Origin of the sequence: Streptomyces sp. NPDC059668 (assembly GCF_042734135.1) — a bacterium.
In the GTDB taxonomy this organism is placed as follows: domain Bacteria; phylum Actinomycetota; class Actinomycetes; order Streptomycetales; family Streptomycetaceae; genus Streptomyces.
This window is the reverse complement of the sequence record NZ_JBHWEL010000005.1, coordinates 19,775-40,443: the sequence shown is the minus strand read 5'-3', so window position 1 is coordinate 40,443 and position 20,669 is coordinate 19,775. Positions and strand designations below refer to the sequence as shown.

Sequence of the window (20,669 nt, the reverse complement as noted above, 5' to 3'; positions counted from 1 at the left end):
CCCGGGAGATCCTCCGCCGTGCGGCGCACCGCGCCGGACACCGCACGCCGGCCCGGCGCGCGTGGTCGGACGCGGCCTAGACCGCGGTGGCCACCGGTGTGTTCGGGTCCGTGGCGAGGAGGTCGACGGCGCGGGCCGCGAAGTCCTCGATCGTCTCGTCCGTCGTCTCGGCGGACACGTACATCGGCTCCTCGATGTCCGGCGCCAGGTGGTAGCCGGCCTGCCGCATGCCCGCGTACAGCGTGGTGTACGGCGAGTGGGCCTGCGCGGCGACGTCCGCCTTGACGCGGAGCGGCGAGCCCTGCGGGACGAAGAGGAAGGCGAAGACGCTGCCGATCCGGGCGAAGGTGAAGTCCAGCCCCCTCTCGGCACGGTGGCGCTCCACGGCGGCCTGAAGGAGGGCGCCCTTGCGCTCCAGTTCCTCGTAGAAGCCCGGCTGTGCCAGGACGTCGAGGGTGGCCAGGCCGGCCGCCATGGTCAGCGGATTGCCGGCCAGGGTGCCGCCCTGCAGGACCCGCTCCTCGTCGAGCAGCCGCATGATGTCGCGGCGTCCGCCGAACGCCCCGACGGGCGTGCCACCACCGATGATCTTGCCGAAGGCGGTGAGGTCGGGAGCGACGCCGAGCAGGTTGCTCACCGGGCCGTAGGTGAGCCGGAAGCCGGTGATGACCTCGTCGAAGATGAGCAGCGCGCCCTCGCGGTCGCAGATGCGCCGCAGTTCGGCGAGGAACCCCTCCTCGGGCAGGACGAGCGACATGTTGCAGGCGACGGGCTCGACGACGACGGCCGCGATCTCGCCGGCGTGATCGGCGAAGGCCCGCTCGACGCCCTCGGCGTCGTTGTACTCCGCGAAGACGTTGGAGCGCATGGCGTCCGGGTCGAGGCCCGCGTCGCGCATACGGTCCTCGTCCTTGTTCTGGACCAGGTCGAAGTGGCCGTGGTAGCCACCGTTGAAGCGCAGGACGCGGGTGCGCTTGGTGTAGGCGCGGGCCAGTCGCAGGGCGGACATCACGGCCTCGGTGCCGCTGCACACGAAGCGCAGCTGCTCCAGGTGCTCGGCGGTCGCGGTGATGCGCTCGGCGAGCTCGGTCTCCTGCGTGGAGTACGTGCCGAACAGGGTGCCGTTGGCGGCCTGACGGGCGATGGCGGAGCTGACGGTCTCCGGCGCGTGTCCGAGGATCAGCGGCCCGAACCCGTACATGAAGTCGACGTACCGGGTGCCGTCGATGTCGTGCAGGTACTGGCCGTGCGCCTCGGCGACGACCAGCGGGGCCGTCTCCACGTTGCGGCAGGCGCGCAGCGGCGAGCTGGCGCCGATGGGTATGACGTGCTGGGCGCGCTTGATTTCCGGCCTCATGAGGATTTTTCCTTCTCGGTGTCGATCGTGCAGTCGGTCATCAGGACGTCCAGCAGTGCCTCGGCCTCTTCGCGGGTGTCGCGGGCGAAGTAGGCGGTCAGGACCGTCTCGAAGTTGAGCGGCGGCGCGAGGACGAACTGGCCGTCCGCGCGGTGCAGATGCACGGTGGTGACATCGTTCTTGTGGCACACCTCGACCGCGCGGGCGGTGTTCTTCAGGAAGCCGCTGCTGACGATGGGGGCGTCGTACTCCAGAGCCACCCGGCGGTGCAGCGGCTCGGGGGCGATGGCCTCACGGCCCAGCCGGTGCAGCAGGTCGTACGCGTCGAGGCCGGTGCAGATGCGCAGTTGCTGGTAGGTGGTGGTGCCGCCGCCGCACAGTCGTGGTGCGAGTTCCAGGACGCGCAGCCGGCCCTGGCCGTCGAAGCGGAACTCCGCGTGGAAAGGGGAGTTGTCCAGGCCGACGCCCGGGACGACGCTCTCCAGCAGGGCGGTGAAGTCACGGCCCAGTTCCGCGTCGAACGGCTCGGTCAGGTAGGCCACTTCGTGGAAGAGGGGGCCGACCAGGGGCGGCAGTTTGCGGTGGATCTGGAGGGGGATGACCCGGCCCTCGCTGACCATGCCGTCGACGGCGTACTCGTTGCCGTCGAGGTACTCCTCGGCGAGCATCCGCGACTCGCCGGAGCTCTCCCGCAGGACCGTGCAGACCCGCTTGGTCTGGAGGAAGGCCTTGGGGAACTCCTCGGGCGTCGTGGCCTTCACCACGCCCGCGCTGTAGAAGCCGTTGGACGGCTTGACGACGACCGGGAAGGTCAGGGCGGCGTCGACGGCCGCCAGCGCCTCGGGCGCCTTGGACGACGTGTCGAGTTCGATGTGGCGGGTGATGTGGTCACGGACCGCCGGGTGCGCCTTGAACCGGGTCTTGTCGGCGAGGCACAGCAGGGTGTCGATGTCGCGGGTGGGCATGCCCAGTTCGCCGCGCAGCAGCTCCAGCTGGATCTGGTAACTGTCGTGGAAGGAGAGGATGTCGTCGACGGTGCTCAGGTCGACGCTCTCGCGCGCGGCGTCGGCGACGGTCCGCCGCCAGTTCGCCCGGTCGTCGGCGGCGAGCCGCGGCGGGGCGAAGAAGCGGACGGTGAAGCCCCGCCCGTGCGCGTAGTCGAGGTAGTCGCGGCAGTCTTCCTCGCGGCCGAGGATCAATACGTTCACGGAAGGCCACACTCTCTGTCGGGTGGTCGGTCAGGTCGTCTGCCGGACGGGTTCGGTGCGGTGGAGCCGGTTCTCCTCGTTGGCGACGGCCTGCCTGACGCGCCACAGGCAGACCGCGGCCATCACGGCCTCGAAGACCGAGAAGATCACCCACATGACCGGCAGCATGTCCGCGTCGTCACGGTTGAGCAGCACGAACGCCACGATCGTGGGGACGCACAGGCACCACATGAGGACGACGCGCGCCAGGAACCCGAAGCGGGCCAGGCCGAGGCACTCCAGGACCGCCGAGCCGACCATCGAGAACATGAACGCGAAGGAGTACGTCCACAGCACCCGGGAGGTGGCCACCGCGTGGGCGGTGACGGCGGAGTCGGCTCCGTCCAGACCGAAGGGGCTCAGCAGCAGGGTCGGGGTGACGATCTGGAAGAACGCGACCACGGCCACGTACAGGCCCGAGATGGTCAGGGTGACCCGCATGATGTGCGGGACGGTCCGGTGGGCGCCTGCGCCGACGGCCTTGCCGCACAGGATGTTGCACCCCAGGCCGAGGCCGATCAGGGGAATGACGGCCGCGTAGTTCAGGGCCAGCGCGACGTTGTTCGCGGCGAGCGCCACCGGGCCCAGGACGCCGGCCAGCCACACGAACGCGGTCTGTCCCAGCTCCTCCAGACTCAGGGAGCCGCCCGCGGGGGCACCGCGCCGCAGTCGCAGCCACAGTGTCCCGGCGGCCCGCCGGCCGCCCTGGCGGACGAGCCGGCCGAAGCCCGCGGCGTAGCCCTTGGGCAGGTACACGGCGTATCCGACGAACATGACGGACACCGCGCTCAGCGTGCCGAGCGCGGAGCCCCGCATGCCCAGCTCCGGCAGCCCGAAGCGGCCGAAGACCAGGCCGACCGTCATCACGACGCCGGCCAGCTGACCGAGGATGCCGACGACCATCGGCACCCGGGTCCGGCCCATGCCGTTGAAGTACGAGGACAGCGCCATGTTGAGGGTCATGACCGCGCCGTAGAGGGTGGACAGGCCCAGGAACTGCGCCTCCAGCTCCTGGATGTGCGCGGGCTGGCCGCTCAGCGTCGGCACCCACATCAGCAGCGGGGTGGAGGCGAACAGCAGCGCGCAGAACAGCAGGGCCAGGACGAAGCCGTTGGCACCCTCGTCCATCGCCTCGCGCTGCTCTCCGCGGCCGTGCGCCTGCGCCACGTAGGAGCGGGTGATGCCGACCGCCCCCGTGGTCACCATGATCACCGTGGTCGCGGTGAAGACGGCCGGCCCCGACGCGGTGAGGGTGTCCTCCGAGTAGCGGGCCAGGCAGATCCGGTCGACCAGCAACAGGATCAGGTTCCCGATCATGCCGAACATCAGCGGGACCGAGACGCGCACGACCTCGCGCACGGTGGCCAGGTCGAGCAGCCGTGCCCGGGTGGCGCTCATCGGCGGCCGCCGCGGCCGGCGGGCCGGAGCCCGGCGGGCGGACGGGCACCGGTCACAGCGTCACTCCGGACTCCACCAGCAGCTCCCGCACGCTCCTGAGCAGAGCGTCGCGGTCGGACAGGTCGAAGGGCAGCACGTCGCCGACGTCCAGCATCACGTCGAGCCGCTCCTCCAGGCCGACCAGAAACCGCATCTGGTCCAGCGAGCTGATGATGATCTCCGACAGTTCGGCGTCGGCCGGGACGTCCCGCGCGGCCGCGAGTTGCCGGAGCAGTTCGTCGACGACGTTCCTCAGGTCTTGCATGGGGTTCATTCCCTCGATGGGTCAGGGTGCGGAATGCGGGATGTGGCCGGGGCGACCGGAGCGTCGAGCAGGCCGTACGACAGCAGGGCGTAGGTGAGCCGGTCCAGGCCGACTCCGGCGCAGCAGGTCGCGTCGGTCCCCAGGCCGCGCAGCCCGAACGCGTCGGCGAACACCTCGCCGTGCGCGTTGACGCTGGCCACGGAGAGTTCGCCGTCCCCGAGCGGCACCCGCACCTCGAACTTGCTCCTGTTGAGCAGCTGGGCCTCGCGGGTCATGGTCGGCGCGTCCCCGAAGAACGCGTCGGAGGCGCTGACGATGCGGTGCGGCACCTCCAGTTCCGCGAAGAACGCCGTGAACGCCTTCAGGATCCGCTCGTAGTCGTGCGCGACCTCCTCGGAGCCGCCCATCCGGACGAGTTCGAACATCCTGAACTCGCCCAGCCGGGTGGCGCTGTGGTTGTGCGACTCGTGCCGGAAGACCGGCCCGTCGATCGCGAACAGCCCGGTGCCGTAACGGTCCTTCAGCTCGGCCGCGTTCGCGTACACGTGGTAACACGTGACCGGGGTGAGGACGGTTTCGGCGGGCGCGTAGAAGGAGTCCAGCGCCTCGGTCTGGCCGGGCCGCAGCTGGGAGACGGTGACGCCGTCCCAGTAGTGGTCCCGGATACGGGCGACCGCGTTCACGAGATTCGGGAACTTCTGGTAGTAGCCGGCCCGCACGAGCACGTCGCGGGCGATCTGGGCCGATCCGGCCAGCAGGGGTGCGCCGAATGCCTCCGCGAACCGTTCCCGGCACAGTCGGCGCACGTGGTCCATCGCCGCCGTCCACTCGGGGCCGTGCAGATAGGCGCCTCTGGCCACCGCGATGCGGTCGTCGTCGGGCAGCGCACAGGAAAGGCCGGGACGGCCCGCGTACTCGGTGATGACCGTGGCCGCCACCTCCCGGTGGCCGCGCAGGAAGTGGCGGACCATCTCGCCCAGTTCCCGTTCGGTGGGGCCGGCCGGCACGACGACGTCGACGCCCTTGTCCAGCCGTTCCACGGTGACGTCGCCGTGATGGAACGCCAGGGCCTTGCGCAGTTCGTCAGCGGCCCCGGCGTCCACCGGGCGTTCGTAGCGGTATCGCACGCCGGTCACGTGGTGCCCCTTTCAGATGCGGTGGCGCATGGGGACCCAGTCGGCCAGGAGGATGGCGCGCTCGCCGGGCTCCGGGTCGGCGCCCTTGCGAATGGGGCCGACGTAGTGGCTGACGAGGTGGTCCGTGATGGCGTACGCCTCCAGGGGGCGCCGCATGTCGAACTCGGCGAGCCGGTCACCGGGCGGCACGTCCTCGGGCTGCTTGCCGCGGTACTCGGGGGTGGCGATGAGATTCGCCCCGCCCTCGGCGTTGTGACGGTAGATCAGGTGGGCGAAGACGTAGGGCTCGCCGTCCTGGTGCAGCTCGTTGGGGGACGACACGGCCTCGTGGCCGTCGTCCGCGATGTGCAGCTTGATCAGGTGGACGCCGACGTAGAGCGGCCAGACCGCGTCGTCCTCGTCCCAGTGGGTCTGGGAGAAGTCGAACTGGATCAGGTCCAGGAGGAGCTTGTTGTCGCACACCTCGGCGCTGATGGCGGGGAGGTCGCGGGTGACGTTGACGTACTCGGGATTGTTGTCGCCCTGGTAGTAGCCGTTCATCCCCTCACGGGCCTGGCTCTCCGTGGCCGGCATCCAGAAGAATTCCTTGGACCAGGGCAGGAATACACCGCGCGCGTATCGCCGGTATCGGCCCGAGCCGATCGCGTACGGATCCTCGGGAAGGTCCTCGTAAGCCGCCCTGAGTTCCTTGTAGTCAGCGCTTTCCCCGTCGATACCGAAATGCGCGCCGAGATCCCAGCGGTCATATCCCTGGCGCGCGAGATTCGAAATGTTTTCGGGCACAGCAGAAATCCCCCCGTTGCCAATGAGCCTTTCGAGTGCCAGAGATTAGTTGAACGGATACAGCAGCGCAATGTAATGAAGGTCACGAAGATTCTTGGCATACCGGCCCGGTTGGCAGAAAAAACTGGCTGCGATGGCCGAAATGCCGCCGCTTTCTCGCGCCTTTGGCTGAATCCACCCACCACTCGGCGATTTCCGGGTTCATTTTCGGCCAGGCCGAGGGACCGTAAAAAAGCGGACGCTCTGTACATTCGCAGACCAAAAGTTTCGCAGCCGTTTCGTTGACATGCCGTTCGCCCCCCGATTACCTTGATCGAAAGCAGCCTGAAAAAACTGGGGGACAAATGTCGGCCACCGTGATCGACGGGCGTATATCCGAGATCCTGAAGCAGATCGCCGAACTTCCCGATTCCTTCGAGATATCGGCCGATCAGGACCTCCGGGTCGATCTGGACATTGATTCACTCAAACTGATCGACGTCGTCGTCCAGGTGGAGGCGGCTCTGGACATCGAGCTCGGTGACGAATTCTCCCGTGACCTCGTGACGGTGGGGGACCTGCAGCGGCACGTGAGCGAGCAGGTCGGCGGCTGACGTCCCGCGCGCCCCGCCCACCCGATTCCAGCGCCACGGAGAGTTGTGTTGTTTGAGTTCACTCTGGGCTCGGTCGCGCTGTGCGCGCCCGGGCCGACGGACGGCCAGGACGAACGCGCGGGACTGCCACCCGATCTGCACGAGGTGATCGGCACGGCCGGCGACCAGTTCCGCGACGCGTTCACACGGATCTGCCTCTACCTCGTCCTCGGTTCCGCGGAGGCCTCCGAGGAACGTACGGACGACACCATCGTGATCGGCACCGAGTACGGCAACACCGCCGCACTGGCCCGCCTTCAGCGCGACGCGGCGACCAAGGGGAAGCTGCTGTCGGCCCAGCACTTCCCCAACGCGACGTCCAGTTCGGCGTCGGCGTTCGTCAATCTCCGCGCCCGGGCCACCGGACGCAACATGACGATCAACGCGGGCGTACTCACCCCGGTCATGGCCATGTGGCAGGCGCTGTCGGCCCTCGACCGGGAACGCTCCGCCGTCAGCCGGCTCCTCGTCGGTGACGTCTACGCGCCGGAGGCGGTCCAGGACGCGGCGCTCGACACACCGGACATGTCCTGCAGGGACGGCGTCGTCCACGCGTTCCTGCACCAGGGCACCGGGTTCACCGCCGAGTTCGGCTTCGGCACCACGGACGAGCCGCACCCGGGCCCCGTGCGAACCGTGTGCGGGATCGGCGCCCCCGACGGCCGGGCCGTCGCCACGGAGCCCGTCGCCTTCGCCGAGCGCAACAGCGCCTTCGCCACCCGCGCCTTCCTGGACCTGGTCCACTCCCTGGAGCCCGCGGAGCGGGCGGTCCTCGAATGCCGTGCCCCGGACGGTCGTCACGCCACCGTGACGGTGACCCGGCGGCCGGCGGGCAGCACGAACGGGAGGTCTTCGTGAACCAGGGAACAGCAAGGGTCTTCATCACCGGGCTCGGCGTCATCTCGCCGGCCGGCGCGGGCGTCGGGTCCTTCTGGGACGACCTGTGCGCGGGCCGCAGCCGCTTCGAGGAACTCCCGCCGCTCTACGCCGGTATGAAGCCCGGCATCCTCGGCGGACGCGTTCCCGAGGAGGCCCGCGAGACCGCGCTGGCCCACGTGGACGCGGTCACCAGGCGACGCCCACGGGCCGCCTCGCTCTTCGCGGAGTTCGCCGCGCTGGAGGCGCTGCGGGACGCCGGACTCGCCCCCGGGGACGACCTGCTGCGCAACGCCGTCGTCTGTGTCGGCAGCAGCGACGGACAGGCCGAGGCGCTGGAGGACGTGGTCGCCGGGCGCCGGGACATCGGCGGGACCGGTGGCTTCTCCAGCTACTCCATCGCCCAGGGCGTGGCCCGCACGGTGGGGGCGGCCGGCCCGGCCTTCCTGCTCCAGAGCACCTGCGCCTCCGCGAACGTCGCGCTGTCCTGCGCCCTGGAGATGCTGCGCGCGGGCATCGCCGACACCGCCGTCGTCGGGGGCTGCGACCCGTACTCGGAGAAGAACATCATCGGGTTCAACACCCTCCAGGCCATCGGCCGCACCCCCTGCAAGCCCTTCACCAGGAGCCGGCGCTATGTCACGCCCTCGGAAGGGGCGGGCATGTTCGTCCTGCAGACCGAGCGCGCCCTGCGCCCGGGCGCGACGCCGTACGCCGAGGTGCTGGCCACCGCCGTCAGCAACGACGCGAGCCACCCGACCGCGCCCGACCGCGACGGCGTCGCCGCCTGTCATCGGCGCTCGCTCGACGAGGCCGGCCTGAAGGCCGACGACGTCGACGTGATCTTCGCGCACGGCACGGGGAGCCGGGCCAACGACACCATCGAGGGCGGCATCTTCGCGGAGCACTACCCGCGGGCCGCGGTCACCGCGATCAAGAGCACCATCGGACATCTGATGGGCGCGGCCGGCGCGGCCGGAGCCGTGGCCGCCTGCCTGGCACTGCGTCACCGGCTGGTACCCCCCACGGCCGTCGATCCCGACGACGTCGAGCTGGACATCAACCTGGTCACCGGAGAGCCGCTGTCCCTGCCGGAGCTGCGTCACGTCCAGAACAACGCCTTCGGCTTCGGCGGCAACAACGCGATCAGCATCTTCCGGAGCGTGCCGTGACGCCCCCCTCGTCGCTCACGGGCGAGAAGTCGGTGCTGCGGCTGGCCCACGACGGTCCGCTCGCCGTCCTCACCATGGACAGCCCGCCGATGAACCTGTTCGACGAGACGATGTGGGGCGCGTGGGCGGACGCGGTCGAGTGGCTGACCGCCCACCCGCCCCGCGCCCTCCTCGTCCGGGCCGAGGGCCGGGTCGTCAGCGCGGGTGTCGACGTGCGCGTCTTCGCCGGGCTCGAAGCGAAGGACGCGGCATCCTTCTGGGCCGACCGGCTGGGCATCACGCAGGCCTTGGAGGCACTGCCCTGTCCCACGGTGTTCGCCGCGCACTCGCTGACCCTGACCGCGGCCTTCGAACTGGCCCTGGCCTGCGACCTCGTGGTGTCGACACCGCAGGCCCGGTTCGGTCTCGTCGAGCGGAAGATCGGGTTCACTCCGGCGATGGGCGGCACCCAGCGTCTGGCCCAGCGCGCCGGTCCGTCCCGCGCCCGTGAACTCGTCATGACCGGCGACCTCTATCGCGGGACGGTGCTCGCCGACTGGGGCGTCGTCAACGCCCTCTTCCCGCCCGCCTCCTTCCACGCCGACGCCCGCGCCTACGGCATGCGCCTCGCCACCGGGCCCACCCGCGCCCACGAGGCAAGCAAGGACATCGTCCGCAGATACCTCCTCGGTGGCGTCCCGGCCGCGGACGACGCCCTCCCCGCCATCGCCGCCGGCGTCGCCGGCACCCTGGACCATCGCCACGCCGTCACGGCGTTCCTGGCGGACGGTCCGGAGCACGAGACGGAGTACCAAGGGCGCTGACCTCACCCCGTACCGGTCCGGGACGGCGCCCGGGGGCGGCCGGGGCGGCCGGCGAGAGTCCCGCCGGCCCCGCGACGTCCGGCACGCCCTCCGGGCGGACGACGGGACCTCACCACCGCCCTAGGCCGCGCCGCCCCTCGCCCCCCTGTCGTCGTCCACGATCTCCGCGTCCACCACGCCGTCGTCCTCGGCCGGGGCGTGCTCGTCGGCCGGTTCGTCCCGGGGGGTCCGCGCGGCCTGCGCGTACATCGCCTGACCCATCCGCTGGCTCACGGAGGCCAGGTTCTCGACGCCGGCCCGCAGCGCGGTCGTGTCCTCGGCGGAGTCCACCAGGAGTCGCCTGAGGTCGGCGATCGCGGACTCGACCTCCGGCCTGGTGCCCGGCGGTATCCGCTCGTCGTTCTCGCGGAGGAACTTCTCGGTCTGGTGGACGAGTTGCTCGGCCTGGTTACGGGTCTCCGCGGCCTCGCGGCGCGCACGGTCCTCGTCGGCGTACTGCTCCGCCTCGCGCATCATCCGGTCGATGTCGTCCTTGGGCAGCGCGGAGCCGCCGGTGACCGTCATCTTCTGCTCGCGTCCGGTGGCCAGGTCCTTCGCGGAGACGTGCATGATCCCGTTGGCGTCGATGTCGAAGGCCACCTCGATCTGCGGGACACCGCGCGGCGAGGGCGGCAGCCCGGTCAGGTCGAAGACGCCGAGCTTCTTGTTGTACGCGGCGATCTCCCGCTCGCCCTGGTAGACCTGGATACCGACCGACGGCTGGTTGTCGGCCGCCGTCGTGAAGATCTCCGAACGGCGCGTCGGGATCGTGGTGTTGCGTTCGATGAGCCTGGTCATGATGCCGCCCTTGGTCTCGATGCCGAGCGAGAGCGGGGTGACGTCGAGGAGCAGGACGTCCTTGACGTCCCCCCGGATGACGCCCGCCTGGAGAGCCGCTCCGAGCGCCACCACCTCGTCCGGGTTGACACCCTTGTGCGGGTCCTTGCCGGTGAGTTCACGGACCAGGTCCGTCACCGCGGGCATCCGGGTCGAACCGCCGACCAGGATCACGTGGTCGATCGCGGCGAGTGTCACACCGGCGTCCTTGACCGCCCGGTCGAAGGGCGTCCTGCAGCGGTCGAGCAGATCCGCGGTCAGCTCCTGGAACTGAGCGCGCGTCAGTTTCTCCTCCAGATGCAGGGGACCCTCGGCGGAAGCGGTGATGTAGGGCAGGTTGACGGTGGTCTCCAAGGAGCTGGACAGCTCGATCTTGGCCTTCTCGGCGCCCTCGCGCAGGCGTTGCAACGCCATCTTGTCGCGGCCCAGATCGATGCCGTGGGAACCCTTGAAGCGCTGGGCGAGGTGCTCGACGATCCGCTGGTCCCAGTCGTCCCCGCCGAGCCGGGTGTCGCCGTTGGTGGCCTTGACCTCGATGACCCCGTCGCCGATCTCCAGGAGCGAGACGTCGAAGGTGCCGCCGCCCAGGTCGAAGACGAGGACCGTCTGTTCCTCGCCGCGGTCGAGCCCGTACGCGAGGGCGGCGGCCGTCGGCTCGTTGATGATCCGCAGGACCCTCAGCCCCGCGATCTCGCCCGCCTCCTTGGTGGCCTGGCGCTGGGCGTCGTCGAAGTGGGCGGGCACGGTGATCACGGCGTCCGTGACGTCCTCGCCGAGGTACGCCTCCGCGTCCCGCTTCAGCTTCTGCAGCACGCGCGCCGACAGTTCCTGGGCGCGGTACCGGGTGCCGTCGACGGAGCCGTGCTCCGGGAAGCGCCAGCCCGTGTCGCCCATGTACCGCTTGACCGAGCGGGCGGTGCGCTCCACGTTCGTCACGGCCTGCCGCTTGGCCACCTCGCCGACGAGCACTTCGCCGTTCTTGGCGAAGGCCACCACGGAGGGCGTGGTGCGCGCGCCCTCCGCGTTGGTCACGACGGTGGGGTCGCCTCCCTCTAGGACGGCCACCACCGAGTTCGTCGTACCGAGGTCGATCCCGACCGCACGTGCCATGTCCGTCCCCTTCCGCCTGGGGTGCTGCCCGGCCTCAAGCACAAAACTTGAGTGCCGTCTTGTCAATGGGGCGTACCTCGCGGGCGGTTCCGGACACGACGGTGCCGCGGCCCCCTGGAGGGACCGCGGCACCGTGGTGTACGGAGTGTCAGGCCAGCTTGGCGGTCAGGGTGATCGTCGTCCCCGTCAGGGCCGCGCTGACCGGGCAGTTCTTCTTGGCGTCCTCGGCCGCGGCCACGAAGCCGTCGTTGTCGAGGCCCGGTACCGTGCCCTCGACGGTGAGGTGGATGCCGGTGATGCCCTCACCGGGCTGGAACGTGACGTCGGCGTTGGTGATCAGCTTGGTGGGCGGGGTGCCCGCGCCCGCGAGGGCGTGCGACAGCGCCATGGAGAAGCAGCTGGAGTGGGCGGCGGCGATCAGCTCCTCGGGGCTGGTCTTTCCGTTGGCGTCCTGCGCCCGCGACGCCCACGTCACCGGCTGCTCGCCGATGCCGGAGGAGTCGAAGGTGACGACGCCGCTGCCCTCGAGCAGGTTGCCTTCCCACACGGTGTGCGCGGTGCGCGTGGTTGCCACGGTGATTCCCTTCGATGGGGCGGTGGGTCCCGTGTTCCGGGACCGTACGCACCATCCGATCACACCCGCACGCCGCGCACCCAGAATGACGGCTCACCGCACGCGGAAGACCGGCCCCCGCGCCGTGAACGGGAGCCGCGCCCCGTCCGGGATCAGATACGCGTGCTCGCGCCGTACCCGCAGCACGTCGCACCAGCCGTCCGTGATGACCAGCACCGGCGCGCCGGGCGGGAAGTCGTCGGCGCGGTGCAGCAGGTCGACGCCGGGCTGCAGCACCGTACCGCCGCGGCCGCGCACCCGGACGCGGCCCGCGATCTCGGTGACCGGCAGATAGCCCGCGTCGTGCGGCGCGGCGTCGCAGAACACGACGCGCGCGGCGGGCACGTCACGGGCCTCGGCGTACGAGGCGATCGCGCCCAGCGCCTTGCCCAGCAGCGTGCGGTCCATGGAGCCGGAGGTGTCGAGGACGACGCCGAAGGTGCAGCGGGCGATCTCCTCGGGCGGGAAGTACCGTCCGGCGCGCGGGATGTCGGGGGTGGAGGCCTGCCGCCGCGCCGGACGCGCGTACGTCCGTACCGGCTCGGGGCGAGGCACGAACTCGTCGAACCAGCGGGCGAGTCGGGCGTCCCAGGGCAGCGGCGGGTGGCTGAGCGCGCGGATCTCCTCCACCAGGCCGCCCGGCAGGAGGCCGCGCTCCTGGTACTGGTGCAGGTCGAGGCCCCGGGCCAGTCCGCGGCGGTACAACTCGTCGAGGTCGACGTAGTCGCGCGGCGGGCCGATCGGTCCGCCGAGGATGTCGCCGGCGCCCTTGCCACGCAGGGTGGACAGGCGGCGCATCCGGCGCAGGTCGGACGCGATCCGGTCGTAGACCTCCTCCGCCGACAGGTCCGTCAACTCCGCGTCGTACAGCAGTCCGTCGGGCATCGTGCCGACCTGCATCGCGCACAGCCAGCCGTTGACGACGTAGTCGCAGGCGACGTTGAAGAGGTACGGGTCGCGGGTGCCGCAGCGGTCGCCGTGCCGCAGGGCGGCGTGCAGCATCTCGTGGGCGAGGACGAACCGCCATTCCTCGTCGTCGAGTTCGCGCAGCGGGTTGACGTAGATCTCGCCCGCCGTCGCGTCGACCGCAGCGACGGAGATGTCGTACGCGCGCGCCAGTTCGGCGTCGGCGACCAGCGTGATGCCGGCCGCGATGCCGCCGAGCAGCGGGTAGGAGGAGACGAACCAGCTCAGCGCCCGCTCCCAGGGCTGAAGCCGGGTGGGTCCGCCGCGCATGGAGGAACGGCGGCCGCCCGCCACGTCCATCGCCGTGGCCACCGTACGCGTCAGCCCGTGCGCGAAGGCGAGCTGCCAGTCCGGCGCGGTGCCGCCCTTCCAGGTGTCCCAGGGCACCAGCAGCTGGTCCGGATCGGCGCCGGCCGTACCGCAGCGGTCGTAGGCGGCCGGGATCCCGTCGCGACGCCAGCGGGCGGCGAGCTGCTCCTCGTCGCCGTCGGGGTACGACGGCGGCAGGTCCTCGGGGGTGGTGCCGACCGGGAAGCCGAGCAGGAAGCGGTTGACCACGGCGCAGCGGGCGGCGAGGTCGTGGCGGTCGGGCTGTTCGCGCCGGCCCGTCGCCGCGGGGACGTGGCCGAAGCCGAGGTGGATGACGCCGTGCGCGACCGCCCAGGCCCACTCGGCGGGTTCGGCCCGGCGGGTGGGGTGGACGTGCAGGACGCCGTCGGAGTCGACACGGACGAGGCCCTCGCGGGGCGACGCGGCGCAGTCCTCCTGGCGGCAGGTGCTGAACCCGATGGCGGCGAGCGCGCGGTTGGACCGGACCAGTCGCATGCCCTCCGCGAACGCCTCGCCGGCCGGGTCCTTCTTGGGCTGGTCCCTGCCGCGCGTGCGGCTCACCGGCGGGCCTCCACCAGCCGGGGCAGGTCCCGGGCGGTCTCGACCAGGAACCACGCGGGCAGTACGGGATTGCCGTCGGCGTCCGGGGAGATGACGCTCTGCGCCACCTCCACCGAGATCTCGGCGAGCTGCACGAGCAGCGACTTGGCGCGGTACGCGGTCTGCTGTCCGGCCGCCGAGAGGTGGTCCTTGCTCGCGGGCAGCTCCTTGACCAGCCGTCCGCGGAAGGACTCGGCGAGGTAGTAGAGCAGGTCGCGGTCCTCCGGACGGTGCGGCCAGCGGGCGTCGCCCTTGAGGACGGCCTCGATGCCGAACCGGCTGCGCACGATCTTGACGTAGCCGCTGAAGGCGACCGCGTGCGCGGGCGTCAGCGTGCCGTGCGCGATCACGCCCAGGGTGGCCTCGTCGAGAGTGGGACCGAACGAGTGCAGGGCGTCGGAGAGGATGTGCCAGGAACGGGGCGTGGAGAAGGGCTCCTCGGTCTTGGGCGGCTTGGACCACAGGTGGTCGGGGCGGTCGGTGAGGTGGTCCACGACCCAGGGGTGGATGCCGTTGCCCGCGGCCCAGACCAGCCAGTCCTTCGGCGAGGCCTCCAGGTGCACATGGGCGAGGCGGTTGACGAGCGCGGAGGCGATCGGGCGGGCCAGCGCGTTGTCGGTCGCGCGGTTGCCCGCTCCGATGACGATCGACCCGGCGGGCAGCTCGTAGGTGCCGATGCGGCGGTCCAGGATCAGCGAGTAGAAGGCCTTCTGGACGTCCGGCGTCGCCGCGTTCAGCTCGTCCAGGAACAGGCAGTAGGGCTCGTCGCGGGCGATCGCCTCCGGCGGGCAGAAGACGGACCGTCCGTCACGGATCTGCGGGACACCGATGAGGTCCTCGGGCGCGAGCTGGGTGCCGAGCAGGCTCACGCACTCCAGCCCCAGCGATTCGGCGAACTCCCGCACCAGGGAGGACTTTCCGATGCCGGGAGCGCCCCAGATGAAGACGGGCCGCACGGTGGCGAGCCCGAGCAGCAGCTCCGGGAGGCGGGCGGGGGTGACGGTGACGGCTGCGTGCACGCACGGACTCCTGGGTGGTGTTCGAGGGAGCGCGCGGCTGCGCGGTGTCCGGAACGACCAGTGTGTGCGCGTGGGTCCGTTCACCGCAGCCCATTTTCAGGCGGCGCGCTCGCTCCCGGCCGCGGGCAGCGGCACCTGGGGTCCGTCGCACTCGCGCAGCCAGCCGCGCAGGACGCGGTGCACCCGCTCGGCGCCCACCAGGTCGCCGCCGTCGTCGACCGGCTCGGACAGGGCGAGCGGCGACATCAGGAACGGATGCCCCTGGGCGCCGCCGAGTCCGCCGTGCGAGCCGATCTGCTCCTCGAAGGCGAGCACTTCGCCCTCCTCGGGGTCGTACCAGGAGTTGACCATGATGTCGGCGGCGTGCGGGAACGTGTGCGTGCGCCGTACGGCGTCGGCGGCGCCGGGGCCGAAGTCGGCGAGCGGGCCCGGGTGTTCGTCGTCGAGGGAGTCGACGGGCGCCTCCGCGCCGTGCGCGCCGATCACCAGGCCGCCGTGCTCCTCGCTGCGCACCAGCAGGAAGCCGACGCCCGGGTGGTTGGCGAGCGTGGACAGCAGCGCGGGGTGGCGGCGGTCGATCTCCTCCCGGCTCATCCGGTGCGGCACGTCCGGGAAGGAGACGAGACCGAGGTTGCCGGAGGCCAGTACGACCGGCTCGGAGCCGCGCGGGGGGCGGTGGCGCTCGCCGCTCTCCTCGACGGGACGGCGCAGCGCGGCGCGGACCGCGGCCCGCGCCTCGGTACCGCTGTGCGTGCCCCGCGCCCGGCGCGGCACGGGCAGCCCGCAGCCGGCCCGGACCAGGTTGCCGAGGCTGAGGCCGTAGCGGGTCAGGAAGGTCTCGCCGGGGCTCTGCCCGTGGTCCGACAGGACGACGATCCGGTAGGGACGGGGGGTGTGTTCGGCGACCGTCTCGATCAGCGCGAGCGAGCGGTCGAGGCGCTCCAGGACCTTCTCCGTGTCCCGGCCGCGCGGCCCGGAGTGGTGTGCCACCTCGTCGTACGCCACCAGGTCCGCGTAGACCGCGTTGCGCCCGGCGAGCATGTCGCCGATCACCGCGGCGACGACGACGTCCCGCTCGACGACGGTCGCGAAGGCGCGGACGAAGGGGTACAGGCCGCCGCGCCCGACCCGCGGGCGGCGCTTCCGCAACCGGGCGCGGGTGGACTGGCCGATCTCGCGGAGCACCTCGGCGACGAAGGACATCGCCGTGCGGACGGCGTTGGCGGGGTCCGAGAAGTACGCGAAGTAGCCCGAGCGGGACCGGTTCTCCCGGCCTCTGCGCGCGGCCATGGAGAGCACGAGGGCCAGCTCGTCGGCGCCGCCGCTGAAGAGGTTGCCGCGGCTGGCTCCGTCGACGGTGAGCAGTCCCCCGTCGCCGGTGTACGCGATGGCCCGGCGCTGGAGTTCGGCCGCGCTGCTGGGCCGGTTGCAGACCATGACCTCGTGGCTCTCCTTCTCGTACCACCTGAAGGCCGGGATGTCGTGGTTGCTGCCGTGCAGGATGCCGAGCTGGCTGGCGCCGGTCTGGCTCGACCAGTCGGTGCGCCAGGGGGTGAGCCGGTGGGTGCCGGCGAGCCACCGCGCGACGGTCGGCATGAGGCCCTTGCCCGTCGCCTCCTCCAGCACGTCGTGGCCCACGCCGTCGAGCTGGACGAAGACGACGCCGGGGGTCGAGGGACCGGCGCGGCCGTCGGACCGGTCACGGCGGCGGGCCGCGAGCCGGTAGAGCCTGCGCCGGTAGGCGTCGTCGTCCCGGACGGCGAGAGCGCCCCCCGTGGCGGAGGCGACCGCGGACATCACGGCGGCGACGACGACGGCTGTCTCCGGCGCGGCCTCGCTCTGTCCGGAGGGGTTGATGCGCAGGGCGAGCAGCAGCAGCGACCCGTTCAGGAAGAAGACGAGCAGGCCGAGTATCAGCGCGGGCACGAGCAGCAGGGCTCGCACGAGCAGCGGCCACACCAGCGACGACAGCAGACCGAAGACGCCCGCGCCGGCCGCCGCCGTGACGGCGATGCGGGTGGCGCTGTCCCCGTTGTCGGACTGGAGCTGGAAGTCGGGCAGCGCGCCGGCCAGTACCAGCATCGTGACCGTGGACACGGCCCATACCGCGATGCTCCGCCAGACCCCGCTGAGGACCCGTCGCCACCGTCCGCCACCCACGCCCTGTCCACCTCACGTCCCGGGCCCGCCCGGTCCGCGAGGCCTGCTCCCACCCTGTCACAACGGGCCGGGACGGCCGGATGTGCCCGTCCCCACGAGCCAGGGCCGGTGACGGACCGCCGGTCAGCGGCCGTCGTACCCCGCGGTCGGCATCGACAGGCGGCGGTGGACCCGGGCCTTCATCTGGGCGTCGTACGCGGGTTCCGCGCAGCCGACCGTCTCGATCCGGACGCCCCGGCGGGCGCACTCGGCGGTGAACTCGTCGACGGAGGCGAGGGCGCGCTCCAGGACTCGGTGGCTCGGCGCGACGAACAGGTCGACGAGGCCCGCCTCGACGTCGGCCCACAGCGTGCGGTGGTCGGGCCGCAGCCCCCGGACGAGGAGCTCCCGGGTGACGACGTAGCCGCGCTCGGCGGCCCAGCGGGCGCACATGGCGTGCTGGCTGCGGGAGTCGACCAGGAAGGGGTCCGCCTCCAGCTCCTCCAGGGGCGTCAGACTCGCGATGGCCGTGACGCGCACCGTGGTCGGCACGGCGGAGGCACTGCGCGCGTTTCCCATGGCGTCCCCCTCACCTCCGGGTTTCGCCGCCGACCCTACTCCTGCCCGTAGGCTCGGGGGGAGTCGCACGAAGGAGGCAAAGAAGTGCCGGTGGAGATCACCTGGTGGGGGCACGCCACCTGCACGCTGGAGGACTCCGGTACGCGCCTCCTCACGGATCCGCTCTTCGCGCGCCGGCTCGCGCACCTGCGACGCAGGCGCGGGGCGCCGCCCCCTCCCGAGGCGGCGGCCGCGGACGTGGCGCTGGTCTCGCATCTGCACGCCGACCATCTGCACGTGCCCTCGCTGCGGCAGCTCGCGCCGGGCACGCTGGTGCTGCTCCCCGAGGGGGCGAGCCGGGCGGTGCCCGCACTGCGCGGGCTGGAGCGTCTGCGCCTCACCGAGGTGGCGCCCGGGGACCGGGTACAGGTCGGTGACCTGGTGGTACGTGCCGTTTCCGCCCGGCACGACGGGCGACGGCTGCCGGTCGGACCGCATCGCTCGCCCGCGCTGGGCTTCGTGGTCGAGGGCGAGGCGCGGACGTATTTCGCCGGGGACACCGGGCTGTTCGACGAGATGGCCGAGGAGGTCGGACCGGTCGATGTGGCACTGCTGCCGGTCGGCGGCTGGGGACCGTTCCTCGGGGAGGGGCATCTGGACGCGGGGCGGGCGGCGCAGGCGCTGGCCCGTCTGATGCCGCGCAGCGCCGTGCCGGTGCACTACGGCACGTACTGGCCGATCGGCATGGACGGTGTGCGCCCCCATGAATTCCATGCGCCGGGTGATGAGTTCGTGCGCCTGGCCGCCGAGTCCGCGCCCGGGGTGGCGGTGCACCGGCTCGACCACGGTCAGAGCGTGCGGCCGGAGGTCGCGCGGTGATACCGGTGACGTCGCTGTCCGCCGTGGGCACCGCACCGGCGCTGTTCCTGTCCGCGAGGAACAGCGCCGCGACGGTGTTCCTGGCCGCCACGGGCGCGGCCGTCACGCCGGAGGCGACGCAGCAGGCGATCGGCTATCCGTCGCTGTTCCTGCTGGTGCTGATCGGCGCGCTGGTGCCGGTGGTGCCGACGGGCGCGCTGGTGAGTTCCGCGGCCGTGGTGGCCTTCCATCAGACGGCGCCGTTCGCGCTGCTGCTGGTGTTCGTGGTGGCCTCCCTCGCCGCGTTCCTCGGCGACGTGGCGCTGTACTGGCTCGGCCGGCGCGGCATGCGGTCCAGGAACGGTTCGCGCTGGCTGGAGGCGATCCGGGTCCGCGCCCCCGAGGACCGGCTCGCCCAGGCCCAGGAGAAGCTGAGCGACCACGGCGTGACCGTCCTCGTGCTGTCCCGGCTGGTGCCGGCCGGCCGCATACCGGTGATGTTCGCCTGCCTGCTGGCGAAGATGCCCCTGCGCACCTTCGCCCGCGGCGACATACCCGCGTGCCTGGCCTGGGCCGCCACGTACCAGGTCATCGGCATACTGGGCGGTTCCCTCTTCGACGAACCCTGGGAGGGAGTGGTGGCGGCGGTCGTCCTGACGGTTGCTCTCGGACTGGCACCTGGCCTGTGGCGCCGTGTCCGCGGGACCGAGTCGCGCGAGCGTCCCGGCGGGAGTACGGAGAACCCCGCGGGCGACCCGGGCGGCCGCTGACGGTCCGCACCCGAGCGCCCTCCCCCGTGCTCCCCTCCCGCGCCCTCCCCAGCCCTCCCCTCGCCCTCTCCCCGGCGGTCCCGCCCATCTCTCACCCGAGCGTTCTCACCCGAGCACCCGGGAACCCCCCACCGGCAGATCCCACAGGTCGGCCCGCTGGAGACCCGCCCGTTCCCAGGCCGCCCGTACCCTGGTCAAGGGCTCCAGCACCGGCTCCGCCGAGAGCACGAACGTCCCCCAGTGCATGGGCGCCATCCGGCGGGCGCCGAGGTCGACGGCGGCCCTGACGGCCTCCTCCGGGTCGCAGTGGACGTCACTGAGCCACCACCGGGGGTCGTACGCGCCGATGGGCAGCAGGGCGAGGTCGATGCCCGGATACCGCCGGCCGATGCGCTCGAACCAGTGGCCGTACCCCGTGTCCCCCGCGAAGTACACCCGTTGTCCCCCGGGCTCCGTCAGGACCCAACCGCCCCACAGGGTCCGGCAGGTGTCGGTGAGGCTGCGCTTGGACCAGTGGTGGGCGGGGACGAAGTCGAAGCGCACGCCGTCGAGTTCGGCCGCCTCCCACCAGTCCAGCTCGGTGACCCGGGTGAACCGGCGGCGCCGGAACCAGCGCCCGAGTCCGGCCGGCGCGAACACCGGTGTGTGGCGCGGGAGACGGCCCAGGGTCGGCGCGTCCAGATGGTCGTAGTGGTTGTGGCTGATGACGACCGCGTCGATGCGCGGCAGCGCGCTCCAGGCCACACCGACGGGGGTGATCCGGGCCGGGGTGCCCAGGATCCTGCGGGACCAGACCGGGTCGGTGAGGACGGTGAGGCCGCCGGTGCGGATCACCCAACTCGCGTGCCCCGCCCAGGAGACGGCGACGGTGCGCGCGCCCACCCGGGGCAGCGGTCCCGGCTCGAACGGCAGGGAGGGGATGTCGGCGAGCCCCTCGGGCCGGGGCCGCAGCGCGCCCTCGCGGGCGAACCGGGCGAAGGCCCGCAGCCCCGGCAGCGGCGCGGTCAGCCGGTCGACGAACGATCTCGGCCACACACGCCGCGATACCAGCGGTCCGGGAGCAGCAAGAGGGACAGAGGGCCGGAGCGGCCCCCCCCGGTGGAAGGCGGGTGGTTTGGTGGG

At 71.7% G+C, this 20,669-nt stretch carries 19 protein-coding genes; 6 read left to right on the top strand and 13 right to left on the bottom strand.

The genetic code is table 11. The features are described 5' to 3' along the window. Positions 1-76: 76 nt before the first annotated feature. From ACFV2J_RS06005 to ACFV2J_RS05980, 6 genes are read right to left on the bottom strand one after another with little or no spacing between them, the layout of a single operon-like run. The gene (locus ACFV2J_RS06005) at positions 77-1,357 is read right to left on the bottom strand and encodes an aspartate aminotransferase family protein (protein ID WP_385083280.1); all 1,281 of its coding nucleotides are present in this window, start codon (positions 1,355-1,357) and stop codon (positions 77-79) included. After that, positions 1,354-2,565, bottom strand: coding sequence for an acetyl-CoA carboxylase biotin carboxylase subunit family protein (locus ACFV2J_RS06000; protein WP_385083281.1), 1,212 nt, complete (start codon positions 2,563-2,565; stop codon positions 1,354-1,356). The genes ACFV2J_RS06005 and ACFV2J_RS06000 overlap by 4 nt, the downstream gene beginning before the upstream one ends. A 30-nt stretch (positions 2,566-2,595) precedes the next feature. Beyond that, positions 2,596-4,002, bottom strand: coding sequence for an MATE family efflux transporter (locus ACFV2J_RS05995; RefSeq protein WP_385083283.1), 1,407 nt, complete (start codon positions 4,000-4,002; stop codon positions 2,596-2,598). Positions 4,003-4,054: 52 nt separating this feature from the next. After that, the gene (locus ACFV2J_RS05990) at positions 4,055-4,306 is read right to left on the bottom strand and encodes a hypothetical protein (protein WP_385083285.1); all 252 of its coding nucleotides are present in this window, start codon (positions 4,304-4,306) and stop codon (positions 4,055-4,057) included. Between the two features lie 5 nt (positions 4,307-4,311). After that, on the bottom strand, positions 4,312-5,442 hold the full coding sequence (locus ACFV2J_RS05985; protein WP_385083286.1) for a hypothetical protein: 1,131 nt from the start codon (positions 5,440-5,442) through the stop codon (positions 4,312-4,314). Between the two features lie 12 nt (positions 5,443-5,454). Further along, the gene (locus ACFV2J_RS05980) at positions 5,455-6,225 is read right to left on the bottom strand and encodes a 2OG-Fe dioxygenase family protein (protein ID WP_385083288.1); all 771 of its coding nucleotides are present in this window, start codon (positions 6,223-6,225) and stop codon (positions 5,455-5,457) included. Positions 6,226-6,569: 344 nt separating this feature from the next. Here ACFV2J_RS05980 and ACFV2J_RS05975 point away from each other — a divergent pair, with 344 nt between their 5' ends. Genes ACFV2J_RS05975 through ACFV2J_RS05960 form a run of 4 tightly spaced genes read left to right on the top strand, consistent with a single transcriptional unit; the run spans position 6,570 to position 9,708 of the window. Beyond that, on the top strand, positions 6,570-6,818 hold the full coding sequence (locus ACFV2J_RS05975) for an acyl carrier protein (protein WP_385083289.1): 249 nt from the start codon (positions 6,570-6,572) through the stop codon (positions 6,816-6,818). Between the two features lie 48 nt (positions 6,819-6,866). Continuing rightward, positions 6,867-7,715, top strand: coding sequence for a hypothetical protein (locus ACFV2J_RS05970; protein ID WP_385083291.1), 849 nt, complete (start codon positions 6,867-6,869; stop codon positions 7,713-7,715). After that, entirely contained in the window at positions 7,712-8,905 is a 1,194-nt protein-coding gene (locus ACFV2J_RS05965; RefSeq protein ID WP_385083293.1) for a beta-ketoacyl synthase N-terminal-like domain-containing protein, read from the top strand. Before ACFV2J_RS05970 ends, ACFV2J_RS05965 begins: the two co-directional genes overlap by 4 nt. Then, on the top strand, positions 8,902-9,708 hold the full coding sequence (locus ACFV2J_RS05960) for an enoyl-CoA hydratase/isomerase family protein (RefSeq protein ID WP_385083294.1): 807 nt from the start codon (positions 8,902-8,904) through the stop codon (positions 9,706-9,708). The genes ACFV2J_RS05965 and ACFV2J_RS05960 overlap by 4 nt, the downstream gene beginning before the upstream one ends. 120 nt (positions 9,709-9,828) lie before the next feature. Here the strand turns inward: ACFV2J_RS05960 and dnaK are convergent, their stop codons facing one another. The 6 genes from dnaK to ACFV2J_RS05930 form a co-directional block, all read right to left on the bottom strand. Next, a complete protein-coding gene (gene dnaK, locus ACFV2J_RS05955) occupies positions 9,829-11,694 on the bottom strand; it encodes a molecular chaperone DnaK (protein WP_385083296.1) in 1,866 nt (621 codons plus the stop codon). A 148-nt stretch (positions 11,695-11,842) separates the two neighbouring features. Next, entirely contained in the window at positions 11,843-12,268 is a 426-nt protein-coding gene (locus ACFV2J_RS05950) for an OsmC family protein (protein WP_329320403.1), read from the bottom strand. A 93-nt stretch (positions 12,269-12,361) separates the two neighbouring features. Next, on the bottom strand, positions 12,362-14,164 hold the full coding sequence (locus ACFV2J_RS05945) for a hypothetical protein (protein ID WP_385083298.1): 1,803 nt from the start codon (positions 14,162-14,164) through the stop codon (positions 12,362-12,364). Next, complete coding sequence (locus tag ACFV2J_RS05940) at positions 14,161-15,222, bottom strand: ATP-binding protein (protein ID WP_385083300.1); 1,062 nt, start codon at positions 15,220-15,222, stop codon at positions 14,161-14,163. The genes ACFV2J_RS05945 and ACFV2J_RS05940 overlap by 4 nt, the downstream gene beginning before the upstream one ends. Before the next feature lie 96 nt (positions 15,223-15,318). Beyond that, positions 15,319-17,382: an alkaline phosphatase family protein gene (locus tag ACFV2J_RS05935; protein ID WP_385083301.1), complete on the bottom strand. Its 2,064-nt coding sequence runs from the start codon at positions 17,380-17,382 to the stop codon at positions 15,319-15,321. 123 nt (positions 17,383-17,505) lie between these two features. Next, on the bottom strand, positions 17,506-17,940 hold the full coding sequence (locus tag ACFV2J_RS05930; RefSeq protein ID WP_385083303.1) for a hypothetical protein: 435 nt from the start codon (positions 17,938-17,940) through the stop codon (positions 17,506-17,508). 84 nt (positions 17,941-18,024) lie between these two features. Here ACFV2J_RS05930 and ACFV2J_RS05925 point away from each other — a divergent pair, with 84 nt between their 5' ends. Both ACFV2J_RS05925 and ACFV2J_RS05920 read left to right on the top strand, forming a co-directional pair. Beyond that, positions 18,025-18,798, top strand: a complete 774-nt coding sequence (locus ACFV2J_RS05925; protein ID WP_385083304.1) for an MBL fold metallo-hydrolase — start codon at positions 18,025-18,027, stop codon at positions 18,796-18,798. A gap of 74 nt (positions 18,799-18,872) precedes the next feature. Then, positions 18,873-19,547, top strand: a complete 675-nt coding sequence (locus ACFV2J_RS05920; protein ID WP_385083307.1) for a DedA family protein — start codon at positions 18,873-18,875, stop codon at positions 19,545-19,547. A 105-nt stretch (positions 19,548-19,652) separates the two neighbouring features. On the opposite strand, the gene ACFV2J_RS05915 is transcribed toward ACFV2J_RS05920, so the two are convergent. Continuing rightward, positions 19,653-20,669: MBL fold metallo-hydrolase (locus ACFV2J_RS05915; RefSeq protein ID WP_385437482.1), on the bottom strand; the 1,017-nt coding region annotated here is incomplete at its 5' end.

Bases quoted from the DNA above. Each gene is read 5' to 3' on its own strand.
- ACFV2J_RS05930 (WP_385083303.1), bottom strand. From the start codon at position 17,940: ATGGGAAACGCGCGCAGTGCCTCCGCCGTGCCGACCACGGTGCGCGTC.
- ACFV2J_RS05995 (WP_385083283.1), bottom strand. From the start codon at position 4,002: ATGAGCGCCACCCGGGCACGGCTGCTCGACCTGGCCACCGTGCGCGAG.
- ACFV2J_RS06005 (WP_385083280.1), bottom strand. From the start codon at position 1,357: ATGAGGCCGGAAATCAAGCGCGCCCAGCACGTCATACCCATCGGCGCC.
- ACFV2J_RS05975 (WP_385083289.1), top strand. From the start codon at position 6,570: ATGTCGGCCACCGTGATCGACGGGCGTATATCCGAGATCCTGAAGCAG.
- dnaK (WP_385083296.1), bottom strand. From the start codon at position 11,694: ATGGCACGTGCGGTCGGGATCGACCTCGGTACGACGAACTCGGTGGTG.
- ACFV2J_RS05990 (WP_385083285.1), bottom strand. From the start codon at position 4,306: ATGCAAGACCTGAGGAACGTCGTCGACGAACTGCTCCGGCAACTCGCG.